This window comes from uncultured Aquimarina sp. (assembly GCF_947492965.1).
GTDB lineage: Bacteria > Bacteroidota > Bacteroidia > Flavobacteriales > Flavobacteriaceae > Aquimarina.
The window spans coordinates 40,352-53,244 of the sequence record NZ_CANLOZ010000005.1 but is presented as its reverse complement, the minus strand read 5'-3'; the positions used below and the strand labels follow the sequence as shown (position 1 = coordinate 53,244).

8 protein-coding genes are annotated in these 12,893 nt (G+C 35.7%); 3 read left to right on the top strand and 5 right to left on the bottom strand.

What is annotated here, in order from left to right; all coding sequences use genetic code 11:
- Window position 1 precedes the first annotated feature (1 nt).
- Window positions 2-1,693 carry a GMC family oxidoreductase gene (locus tag Q1B37_RS13805; protein WP_299899398.1) on the bottom strand — a complete coding sequence of 564 codons (1,692 nt, stop codon included), beginning with the start codon at window positions 1,691-1,693 and terminating at the stop codon, window positions 2-4.
- A 336-nt stretch (window positions 1,694-2,029) separates the two neighbouring features.
- Here Q1B37_RS13805 and Q1B37_RS13800 point away from each other — a divergent pair, with 336 nt between their 5' ends.
- Entirely contained in the window at window positions 2,030-2,920 is an 891-nt protein-coding gene (locus Q1B37_RS13800; protein WP_299899397.1) for a TIM barrel protein, read from the top strand.
- Between the two features lie 428 nt (window positions 2,921-3,348).
- Here Q1B37_RS13800 and Q1B37_RS13795 read toward each other — a convergent pair whose 3' ends face one another.
- From Q1B37_RS13795 to Q1B37_RS13780, 4 genes are all read right to left on the bottom strand, one after another.
- Complete coding sequence (locus tag Q1B37_RS13795) at window positions 3,349-3,702, bottom strand: hypothetical protein (protein ID WP_299607455.1); 354 nt, start codon at window positions 3,700-3,702, stop codon at window positions 3,349-3,351.
- Window positions 3,703-3,774: 72 nt separating this feature from the next.
- Complete coding sequence (locus Q1B37_RS13790; protein WP_299899396.1) at window positions 3,775-5,316, bottom strand: acyl-CoA carboxylase subunit beta; 1,542 nt, start codon at window positions 5,314-5,316, stop codon at window positions 3,775-3,777.
- A gap of 2 nt (window positions 5,317-5,318) precedes the next feature.
- Window positions 5,319-6,761, bottom strand: coding sequence for an acetyl-CoA carboxylase biotin carboxylase subunit (locus Q1B37_RS13785; protein ID WP_299899394.1), 1,443 nt, complete (start codon window positions 6,759-6,761; stop codon window positions 5,319-5,321).
- Window positions 6,762-6,906: 145 nt separating this feature from the next.
- Window positions 6,907-7,392 carry a biotin/lipoyl-containing protein gene (locus Q1B37_RS13780; RefSeq protein WP_299899393.1) on the bottom strand — a complete coding sequence of 162 codons (486 nt, stop codon included), beginning with the start codon at window positions 7,390-7,392 and terminating at the stop codon, window positions 6,907-6,909.
- A gap of 289 nt (window positions 7,393-7,681) precedes the next feature.
- Between Q1B37_RS13780 and Q1B37_RS13775 the strand changes: the two genes are divergently transcribed.
- Window positions 7,682-10,693, top strand: coding sequence for a T9SS type A sorting domain-containing protein (locus Q1B37_RS13775; protein WP_299899392.1), 3,012 nt, complete (start codon window positions 7,682-7,684; stop codon window positions 10,691-10,693).
- A 183-nt stretch (window positions 10,694-10,876) separates the two neighbouring features.
- The gene (locus Q1B37_RS13770) at window positions 10,877-12,517 is read left to right on the top strand and encodes a tetratricopeptide repeat protein (RefSeq protein WP_299899390.1); all 1,641 of its coding nucleotides are present in this window, start codon (window positions 10,877-10,879) and stop codon (window positions 12,515-12,517) included.
- The last annotated feature ends 376 nt before the right edge of the window (window positions 12,518-12,893 follow it).

The window sequence follows — 12,893 nt, the reverse complement described above, 5'->3', positions numbered from 1 at the left end:
ATTAAGCGTTTTTTTGAATTTGTTCTGCGGCATGATTTGCTGCACGAGCCGTAAAAGCCATGTACGTAAGTGATGGATTTACACAACTCGCTGAGGTCATAAAAGAGCCGTCGGTAACATAAACATTAGGAACTGCGTGAATTTGGTTATTTCCATTAAGTACAGACGTTTTAGGATCTCTTCCCATACGAGCTGTTCCCATTTCATGAATTCCTAAACCAGGTGCTCCAATATCATCCCAAGGCTGTATATCTGTAAATCCTGCTTTAGAAAGCATATCCATTGCCTGTTGTATCATATCCTTACGCATCTCTAGCTCATTTTCTTTAAACTCGGCATCAAATGTTACGGTAGGTAATCCCCATTCGTCTAGATTATCATAATCGAGCGTCATTTTATTTTCGTGATAGGGTAGACACTCACCAAATCCCATTAGTCCGAATCGCCATCCTCCAGGTTCTAATATTTTTTCTTTTAATTCGGCACCATAACCAAGCTCAGCAATAGTTTCTTCCCAGTTGGATCTGCTAGCTCCGCCTTGATATCCATAACCTCTTTTAAAATTCTCTTGATCTGTTTCGCCACCAATGTTTCTAAAACGTGGAATGTAAATACCATTAGGTCTTCTTCCTTTATAAAACTTGTCTTTATAGCCATCATATTTTCCAACAGCTCCAGCTTTAAAATGATGATCCATAATATTATGCCCTAATTCTCCAGAATCATTTCCCATTCCATTCGGAAAACGTTCTGATTTTGATTGCATTAATATACTTGCCGAAGCAATGGCTGAAGCACATAAGAAAATAACTTTTGCAGTAAATTGCATTTTCTCCTTAGTAAGTGTATCAATGACTTCTACTCCGGTAGCTTTTCCAGTTTTATCATCATAGAGTACTTGATGTACGATAGAATTGGGTCGCAAAGTCATATTACCTGTTCTTTCTGCAGCTGGTAAAGTGGATGAATTACTGCTAAAATAAGCTCCAAATGGGCATCCACGCATACATCGATTACGATATTGGCAGTTCATTCTGCCCTCAAAAGTCTTGGTTCCGGTAATATGAGCGGTTCTACCAATAGTAAGTAAGCGATCTTCATAATTCTCTGCAATATTCTTTTTTAGATGCTCTTCTACGCAGTTTAATTCCATGGGTGGCAAAAATTGTCCGTCGGGTAATTGTTCCAAACCTAATTTTTCTCCACTAACACCAATAAACTCTTCTACTTTATCATACCAAGGTGCAATATCTTTATAGCGTACTGGCCAATCTACAGCAATTCCTTCTTTCTTATTGGCTTCAAAATCAAAATCACACAGTCTATAACTTTGTCTTCCCCACATGAGTGATCTTCCACCAACATGATATCCTCTAATCCAGTCAAAACGTTTAATTTCATTGTATGGGTGTTTAAGATCATTTACAAAAAAGTGACGGTGTGCTTTATCAGTAACATACCCTGTTCGATGTTGTTTAGGTTGTTCGGCAATTTCTTCTCGAGAGGGTTCTCCTTTAAATTCGTAATCCCACGGATCATCATTAGCAGTGGTGTAATCGTCGATATGCGTTACCATACGACCTCTTTCTAATACGAGTGTTTTTAAACCTTTTTCACAAAGTTCTTTAGCAGCCCAGCCACCACTAATTCCTGTTCCAACGACAATAGCGTCAAATTGAGGTTCTTGTTCCATACTTTTTTTGATGTTTACAGACAGTCTATACGTTACATTAAAAGATGAGAGATTGCGATCAATCTTCTCATTTTATGTTAAAATAAATTAATCTCGAATCAAGCCGATCATTGCTTGATTGAGTACGCTCTGATAGTAGTTTTTTGTTTGTCTGTTTTCTTCTTGTTCTCGAAGAAAGGTGTTTTGAAAAATGAAAAATTAGAATTTCATAATTCAATTGCTATTGTTTGCACAATTTCGCTTCTAATATAAGAAGTTTGTTTCTGTATTAACAATAAAATTAACAAATCATTAATTAAATTAGCTGTGTTTTATGAACTATTCAATTTTGGGGTTATGGCTAAGCTAAATAGAAGAAAAGCAATTCAGAATATGTCTCTGGGTTTTGGAGCATTGAGTATCAGTGGTTCAGCGTTTGGAAGAACGATGTCACAAGATTTTTCGAGAACTTTTTCGGATAGATTAAAAGGAAATGTAAATCATGCAGTTTGTAGATGGTGTTATCAGAGTATACCATTAGAAGAATTCGCAGAAAAGTGTAAAAGCATTGGGATCAAGGCTATTGATCTTTTAAAACCGGAAGAATGGGAAGTAGTGCAAAAAAAAGGACTTTCTTGTTCTGTAGCTACGGATACATTTGCTAGTATTACAGAGGGTTTTAATGATGAGAAGAATCATGCAAAATTACAAAAGCAATATATAGAGCTTATTTCCAAAGCTTCTCATGTAGGAGTACAACAGGTGATTGTGTTTTCAGGAAATAAGAATGGGATCTCTGATGAAGAAGGATGGGAGCAATGTGCTAAAGGATTAGCACCTTTGGTGAAGCATGCGGAGAAGAATAATATTACGTTAATCATGGAATTGTTAAATAGTAAGGTTGATCATGTAGATTACCAATGTGATCATACTCCTTGGGGTGTTCAATTGGTGGATAAGATAGGTTCTGATAGCTTTAAATTGTTATACGATATCTATCACATGCAAATTATGGAAGGAGATATTATTGCTACCATTAGAAAGTACAAAGAGTATATAGCGCACTATCATACAGGAGGTGTGCCGGGACGACATGAAATAAATGACTCACAAGAATTAAATTATCCTGCAATTTTGAAAGCAATTGTGGATACTGGATTCAAAGGATATGTAGCCCAAGAATTTATCCCTACTTATGAGGATAATCTTGCAGCTCTAAAAGAGGGAATACTAATATGTGATGTATAATTTTTTGATCGTACTAGAATAGATCAATCCTTAATATTTTTTTAACAAAAACAGACTCAAATGGCTAAATACCCACTTATCTAAGTGGGGAGAGGGTATATATATAGGTATGGGTTTCATGTAAGATATAATACAAAGGGGTACTTATATAGGTGGGGCATTGTTTGTGAAAGGATTATGAGGGGTACTTCCAATAGTGGGTTAGGGTACCTTAGAGCTTGGTGCAACCTAGTAAAAAGCAAAGTGACACTAAGCTTAGAGGAAAGTGAGACTTCCCTTTTAGCTTCGACCATCTTAGTAATGAGGTAGGGAGAGGGGACTTCAGAAGTAGAGGGAGGGTACTTAACAAGTACCCCTAGTTGGTGAAAAAAACTTAATATTTTAACTTTTTGAATGCAGTTTAAACCACTTCGGTTACACCTTTGTTGCTAAATGATGGTTTTTAGATCCTGAATAACATTAATATTATGGCGTAAATACGCGAAAAGAACAAATAAAATAATCATAGCTACGGTAAACCCTAATAAGTTTCCATTTTTACTACTGGATACCTTTTTGGAAGTTTTTAAATAAGCTTTGGATAATTTTTTAGTGTATTTAGAAACTAAAGCAAAAGCAGGTGCAAAAATCAATACTACGATTAGCATATCGATGAGCACCAAAAGATAGCCTTGTTCATGAATTTGTTTTTTTACAAGTTTAATAACAAATTCGTTAATCAAAGCTGCGCAAAGAACAGCAATGGCATAGATCGCAAATTTAGTGAGTTGTCTATTATTCATGGGGGCATTTTCCTATAATTACTTTATCGTAAAAATAGGAAAATGTTCGTGACTTCTCCCCAAGAAATTTATTTATAAAGGAATATTACCGTGTTTTCTTTTTGGCTGATGGATCTCCTTATTTTCCAGCATGCTAAATCCTTTGATCAATTTTCTTCTGGTATCTTCTGGTAAGATCACTTCATCTACAAATCCGCGCTGTGCGGCTCTGTAGGGATTCGCAAAGGTATCTGCATACTCAGTTTCTTTTTCTGCTAATTTTGCCGCTGGATCATCCGCAGCTTTGATTTCTTTTCTAAAGATAATTTCACTAGCTCCTTTGGCACCCATAACCGCTATTTCGGCAGTTGGCCAAGCAAAATTAAGATCTGCGCCAATGTGTTTAGAATTCATTACGTCATAAGCTCCTCCGTAGGCTTTTCTCGTAATTACGGTTACCTTAGGAACAGAAGCTTCGCTTAAGGCATATAATAATTTAGCTCCATGGACAATAATTCCATTCCATTCCTGATCAGTTCCAGGTAAAAATCCTGGAACATCCACTAGTACCAATAAAGGAATATTGAAACAATCACAGAAACGTGTAAAACGAGCAGCTTTTTTAGAACTATTTACATCTAAAACACCTGCTAAAAACATAGGTTGATTCGCCACAATACCAACACTTTTACCTCCAATTCTGGCAAAACCTACAATAATATTTTCGGCGTAGTTTTTATGAATTTCAAAGAAAGAATCTTCATCAATAATTCCACCAATCACCTCATGCATATCATAAGGCTTGTTAGGATTGTCCGGAATGATATCAGCTAGAACAGCTCTTTTCTCGTCACCTAAGGTATACGGTAATGCTTTTGTTGTTTCTTTATTGTTTTGTGGTAAATAACTTAGTAATGTTTTAAGATCTTCTAAACACTGAATGTCATTAGAAGAAGTGATATGTGCTACACCAGATTTTGTAGAATGTGTGCTTGCGCCTCCTAATTCTTCAGAAGTTACTTCTTCATTAGTCACAGTTTTTACTACATTAGGTCCTGTTACAAACATGTAACTAGTATCTTCTACCATTAATGTGAAATCAGTAATTGCAGGAGAATATACGGCACCACCAGCACAAGGTCCCATAATGGCAGAGATCTGAGGAATAACACCAGAAGCTTGTACGTTTCTATGGAAAATGTCTGCATATCCACCCAAAGATCGTACTCCTTCCTGAATTCTAGCACCTCCAGAATCATTTAGTCCAATAATTGGCGCTCCCACGTTAACTGCTAAGTCCATAACCTTACAGATTTTCTCGGCATGTGTTTCGGATAGTGCTCCTCCAAATACGGTGAAATCTTGTGCAAAAACATAGACTAATCGTCCGTTTACAGTTCCATAACCGGTAACGACACCATCACCGTAGTATACTTCATCTTGCATACCAAAATCAGTAGTTCTGTGAGTAACCAGAATACCAATTTCTTCAAATGACCCTTCATCCAAGAAGTATGCAATACGTTCTCTGGCGGTTAGTTTCTTTTTTTGGTGTTGTTTTTCGATACGTTGTTTACCACCACCAAGATGTGCCTGATCAATTTTTTCTTGTAAAACTTTTATTTTTGAGTCCATATCTAGTGTGTTGGTAATCTTAATTGTTTTTGATCTTCTTGATATTGTCGTAATGCTATCAATGCAGCAATTCTGGCTTCTTCTTCCATTTCTGTTTTCAGAGCATCAGCAGTATAATATTTCTTTACAAAATGAGTATCGAAATTTCCTGATCTAAAGGCTTCGTGTTGGCATACAAATTTTCCAAAGGATAAGGTAGTCTGTACACCTTTTACTTGATAGTGATCAATAGCTTTGATCATTAATTCGATTGCTTCTTCTCGTGTTTCTCCATACGTGATTAGTTTGGATAGCATTGGATCATAGTAAATAGGAATATCCATTCCTTCTGCGTACCCATTATCTACACGAATACCATCACCAACGGGTATTTGATAGGTTTCCAGATTTCCAACACTTGGTAAGAAATCATTCATAGGGTCTTCTGCATAGACTCTTAATTCTAATGCATGTCCTTTAATGGTTAAATCTTCCTGTTTGATGTTTAACTTTTCACCTCTGGCAACTTTGATCTGTAGTTCTACAAGATCTACTTCAGTGATCAATTCAGTAACAGGATGTTCTACCTGTAAACGTGTATTCATTTCCAGGAAGTAGAAATTATGTTGCTCATCCAATAAAAATTCTACTGTTCCCGCACCAACATAATCACAAGCTTTGGCTACTCTAACCGCAGCTTCTCCCATTTTAGTTCTTAATTCTGGACTTAGTACAGCAGAAGGAGCTTCTTCCACTACTTTTTGGTGTCTTCTTTGTACACTACATTCTCTTTCAAAAAAGTGTAATACATTTCCATGCGTATCAGCCATCACCTGAATCTCGATATGTCTTGGAGAACCTACATATTTTTCGATAAAAACAGAACCATCACCAAAGGCAGAAACAGCCTCACTAATGGCACGTTGCATTTGAGATTCTAAGTCTTCTTCTTTTTCTACTACACGCATTCCTTTTCCACCACCACCAGCAGAAGCTTTGATCAAAATAGGAAACCCTATTTCTCTGGCAATTTCTTTAGCTTTTTCAGGATCTGTGATCGCTTCTTCGATACCTGGTACCATAGGGATGTCATATGCTTTAACCGCTTCTTTTGCCGCTAGCTTACTTCCCATAACTTCAATCGCTTTGGACTTAGGTCCAATAAAAATGATATCATTCTTTTCTACTTCCGAAGCGAATTCCGCATTTTCACTTAAGAATCCATATCCAGGATGTATGGCATCCACGTTTAATTCTTTGGCGATTTCAATAATCTTATTTCCTAATAAATAAGATTCACTAGAAGGAGCTTCACCAACACAAACGGCTTCATCGGCAAATGCCACGTGAGGTGAATTCCTATCTATAGTAGAATAGATAGCTACCGTTTTAATCCCCATTTTGCTAGCCGTTTTCATTACCCGTATAGCAATCTCGCCTCTATTAGCGACCAATATTTTTTTCATAATCGTTTAGACTTTCTTTAAAAGACAAAAAACATGACATCTAAGTTGTCATTCTGAGCTTGTCGAAGAACTTTAATAATTGAAGTGTATAAAAACTTCGACAAGCTCAGTTTGACATAGAAATTTATTTTTTGCCACTAGCTACTTATTCGAACTCGATTAATAATTTTCCTTTATCCACAGCATCGCCTTTTGAGACTTCGATGGATTTAATAGTTCCTGCTCTTGGCGAAGTAATGATATTTTCCATTTTCATAGCTTCCAAAACTAATAGATAGTCTTCCTCTTCAACCGTTTGTCCAACCGCTACCTGAATATCAATAATTAATCCTGGCATTGGAGATTTGATAGAGTTTACTTGTTTAGAAGCACCCACAGAAAATCCCATTTCTGCAATCATCAAATCCAATGAGTCAGCAATGTCCACTTCATACGTATTGGAGTTTACCTTTATGCTGTATTTTTTATTGTTGAAATCTGATTGGATGATCTCGCTATGATACGATTTGTTCTTATAGAGAAGATGAAATTTTGAATCAGAAGTCTGGATCATATCCGTTTTGGAGACTTCTTCCTGGTCTATAGTATATTCAAAATCCTTATTTACTTTTACCTTATATGTTGCATTCATAAATAATCATTCATTTGGTGGATAAATATAGGTATTTATATTCAGCATAGGGATTTCTTGTGAAATTTTTAAAAATTGTTTCATAAAGGGTATCTTTTCTAAGAAAATGAAAAAATAAAGACTTTCATTATGAGTTTGATTGCTTTTCTATTTTGATTGTATCTGTAGAGATAGTTTAGTTACATAATCCCCCAACAAAAATCAAGTTTGACACCTTTTTGCAACCCCATTTCACATTATTTTTCTAAGCTGTTACTATAATTTTGTCGTGCAATTTAAAAGCCCTAGTATGAAAAGACTTTTACACTTTACAGCAACAATCTTTATATTTTACACAGTTCAATTTCAAGCACAGACCAATAATCAGGTTAGCGGAGCAAGTATAATTCCTGAGGAGGATATTAGTACTCATACTCCTGCACCTTATGATCGAAGTGAATCATATACTCCGGGTTCACAAATAAGCTCAGGGGATTGGAATCTTATTTTTGGTCCGGGCGCTGGTGGATACTTAACTACTGGTTATAGAAATATATTGATTGGAGGTTTGGCAGGAGCAAGTCTAGATAATAGTGATTATGACAATACCATTATAGGGATGTTTGCTGCAGACCAAACAACAAATAGCTATGATAATGTCTATATAGGTAACTCTGTAGCCCGATATAACATAGGTAACGACAATGTAGTTATTGGGACAGAGGCAGGTAAAGATCTAACAGGAGGTTATGACAACACGATTATAGGTGAAGAGGCAGGTTGGAAACTTACAGAAGGTGATCGTAATGTATTTATGGGAGAAGATACAGGTAGAAATACCACTACCGGATCTGATAATGTATTTATAGGAAGACGAGCAGGGTATAATAATATTGCAGCATCAGGGAATACGTTTGTCGGAGGTAAAGCTCCGAGTAATGTCGATACCGAATTAGCGCTTATTGATACTTCTTATGATATATATTATCGTAATGCTTCTAGTGGAGAAACCAATACTACAGGGATTGGAAATACTTTTTTGGGTGCAGGATCAGGTCTTGATAATACTTCGGGTGGTGCCAATACTTTTTTAGGGTTTGCTGCTGGAGCAAATAGCGATAATGCTCATGGAAACACTTTTGTCGGTTATGGAGCAGGTTTCGAGAATGATAGAGTAGGAGGAACTAACGGTTCTAACAGAAATACATATCTAGGAGCTACCGCAGGGGGAACAAATCGATATGGTTCGGACAATGTAGGGATTGGTTGGAATGCAGATTTTTTAGAAGTCGGGTCATCGGGGAGTATACGAAATGAACGGAATGTGTTTATGGGAAGTTCAGTAAATATACAAGGAACAGAGAAGGTAGTTATAGGACATGAGGCAGAATCTACAGGAAGAAATACAGGAGCGATTGTAATTGGCGCGTTTAGTAAAGTTAACCAACAATACTCGGTGGCTCTAGGCCATAATGTGAACATTACTACCCCCAATACCATGGCACTTGGCGGTAATACAGCTACTAATAGACTAAGTGTGGGTATCGGTACGGTAGCAGCCAATCAAAATGCATCTTTAGAGTTAGCAGATACAGATAAAGGGTTTTTAGTCAATAGACTTACTACAGCGCAACGTAACGCTATGGTAACAACAGCTGCTAGTGGAAATGCATTAACCACTACAGATGCAGGATTATTGGTATATGATACAGATTTATCATCTATTTTTATATGGAATGGTACGGGATGGATAAATTCTACTCAAGATGTTGACACGGATACCGACGACCAAATCATTGACGTTTTTCAATTAAATGATAATGTTCTTGAATTATCGTTACAAGATGATGCTGAGGCAACTAAAACTGTAGATTTATCAGGATATTTAGATAATACAGATGCGCAAGAGTTGTCATTGGTAACGAATACCTTAAGTATTTCTGGTAATGCATCGACTATTGATCTTTCGGGTTATTTGGACAATACAGACAGTCAGGATTTAACACTAACAGATAATACGTTGAGTTTAACAAATGATGCGACTTCAATAGACTTATCAGGATATTTAGATAATACGGATGCGCAAGCATTATCATTAGCAACGAATACCTTAAGTATTTCTGGTAATGCATCTACGATTGATCTTTCAGGTTATTTGGACAATACAGACAGTCAGGATTTAACGCTAACAGATAATACTCTAAGTTTAACAAATGATGCAACTTCAATAGACTTATCAGGATATTTAGATAATACGGATGCGCAAGCATTATCATTAGCCACCAATACCTTAAGTATTTCTGGTAATGCCTCTACGGTTGATCTTTCGGGTTATTTGGACAATACAGACAGTCAGGATTTAACGCTAACAGATAATACGTTGAGTTTAACAAATGATGCAACTTCAATAGATTTATCAGGATATTTAGATAATACGGATGCGCAAGCATTATCATTAGCCACCAATACTTTAAGCATTTCGGGTAATGCCTCTACGGTTGATCTTTCCGGTTATTTAGATAATACCGATAGTCAGCGGTTAAGTTTAAATGAAACAGATTTATCAATTTCTGGAGGAAATACAGTAGATCTATCCTCGTTACAGGATGGAACAGGAACTGATAATCAAACTTTGGATTTAACTGATAATACTTTAAGTATTAGTAATGGAAATTCAGTGGATTTATCTGCTCTACAAGATGGAACGGGAACCGATAGCCAAACATTAAATTTAACTGATGCTACGCTAAGCATTAGTAATGGAAATACGGTTGATCTTTCTGCATTGCAAGATGGAACCGGAACTGATAGTCAAATTTTGGATTTAACTGATAGCACCTTAAGTATCAGCAATGGAAATACAGTGGATTTTTCAGCCTTTGTAAATACAGATGGACAAGATTTAACTTCTGCTAGTCTAAGCGGTACAGATCTTACTATAGAAATTCAAAATGGTGCTTCAGTAACGGTAGATTTATCTCCATTATTGACAGATATAGAAACTAGGTTGAGCAATTTGGAACATACTTTAGGAATAGGTGATGTAGGAGGAAGAGCAAATCAAAAGGCAGTGTTATACCAAAACATTCCTAATCCTTTTGATGCTACGTCTTCCATAAAATATTATATTCCAACAAATGTACGCAAGGCTTCAATTGTGTTCAGTAATACGAGTGGGCAAGTTGTTTCCACCATTGAGATTGGAGAAGTGGGAGAAGGAGAATTGCATATCAATAGCGATGGACTTGCTTCTGGAACTTATTTTTACACGTTATTTACCGATAACAAAAAAGTAGATACTAGAAAAATGGTAATCAACTAAGAAAAAATAATTATGATATCTTGATCCCGATACCGAATATGTATCGGGATTTTTTATGAAAGAATTAGAAATGGGGTAGCAAAAAGGTGTCAAAAGGGTTTCATTGTGGTAGCAAATAAATTATCTTGTATTTTTGAAACTAATAAACCTTTTGTCACATACTATTAAAACCTGATACTCCCTTTGAAACTACTATACCCTATTATTTTTTTCTTTCTTTGTATGATGCAGAGCTATGCTCAATCTCATGATAGTATAGCAAATCAATTAAAGGATAAGATCGAAAATGCGACTACTGATTCTACTCGACTTCGCTTTCAAATAGACTTGGCAAAACAATTACTTGCATCTAATGTAGATACTACAAGGATTATCCTCAAAGATGTATTGCGAACCGTTAAAACGAAAAAAGGGGTTTACTATCAAAGTGCTAAAGCCGCTGCACTAAATTATCTTGGTATTTTGGATACTAAGGAAAGTAAAACAGAAGAGGCATTGGCATCATATTTGGAAGCTTTAGATCTCAGTCAGAACTTGCAAGATTCTACAAATATTGGATTAACATTTCACAACTTAGGAATGTTTTATAGACGTCAAAAAGAATATAATAAAGCAAAACAATATCTGAAGAAATCTATACACATCAAAGAAAACCTGGTGGATGTGGAAGATCTTGCGCTTTCTCATCACATGTTGGCAGTTACTTATTATCAAAATAAACAATTAGATTCTTGCAGGTTCCATATAGCTATAGTAAAAGATTTACCCTGTTCTGATCTTCGAAAATCAAAAGCGAATGGAAGTTTAGCATTATTATATTACTCAAATAAAGAATATGATAAAGCCATTCAGATCTATAAGGAAAACATAAGTATTTCTAAAAAAGCAAAAGATTTGAATGAGTTAAGCGTAAGTTATTTAAATGTAGCAGTGTTATACAATGCTTTACAACAATATGACACTGCGGTTCCATATTTAGATAGTGCTATTGCAGAAGCTAAAAAGATTAAAAATAATGGACTATTAAGAACACAATATTATAGCAAAAGTAATCTGAATGAAACTAGAGGAGCGTATGAGCAAGCGTTACAAGATTACAAGATCTATAAAATGTATAATGATTCTATTAATAATACAGAAAAAACCAAGCGTATTACAGAATTAGAACTCAATTATAAATTTGATAAAGAAAAGCAAGCAAGTGAATTAAGATTGGAAAATGAAACATCTAAGAAGCAATTGTACTTATTACTTTTTGTAATTGCCACCATCTTGGGAGGTATTATTTTCTGGTTGACACGTAAAAACGCGAAGCAACGAATAGCCTTATCGAATGAAGAGTTAGCAACTGAGCAATTGGAAAAGGTAAAAGCAGAATTGGCATTAGTTACCAAAGAAAAAGAATTGAAAAATGCGGTTATAGAAAATTCTTTACGACAAGAAGTATTGAGTAAAACCTTGGGCGATATTAAGGAGATTATCAAACTAGAAAACGAAAAAGAACGTAAAACTGCCTTACAATCATTATCAGCATCCTTACTGTCGGAAAAAGCAACAAAAACTAATATCACGGATTTAAAATCTTATATAGATACGGTAAGTATGGATTTTAAAGTGATTTTGGATAATAAATTTCCCGATTTAAAAGAAAAAGAAAAAGAGCTACTATGTTTAATGACCTTAGGACTTAATGCCACAGAAATTAGCAAACTACAAAACAATACCGTTTCTGCTATTAAATCTGCACGCTCTCGTATTCGTAAAAAAATAGGAGTAGATTCTAAACAAGATATTATCGAGTTTATTAAGAATTCCAATATTTAATTAGTCCATAATTTTACTGCAGGAGTTATGATGTCATACTGGGCCTGTCGAAGTATAACTTTAGAACTTCCCTTTTTTGGCTTCCAGAACCTCAGCCCTCGATGTGTGTGGCCCCTTAATTACTCAAAAGGTCAAATTTTGAATATAACATATCGTCAGTTCGAGTGTCCCGATGTATATCGGGATGTATCGAGAACCAATTCTAGTCTTCATCATGTAGGGCTTCGAGAGCCTAAGCCCACGCTCAAGTTCTCGAAGGGACCGATATAGCCCATAAAGAAAAGAAAAATAAACCTGCAACCCCAAAAACACCTCGTTGCAACCCTTTTGCAACCCCTAAATTCTTTGTAACCCTTAAAATCCTGTTAATTTTGCA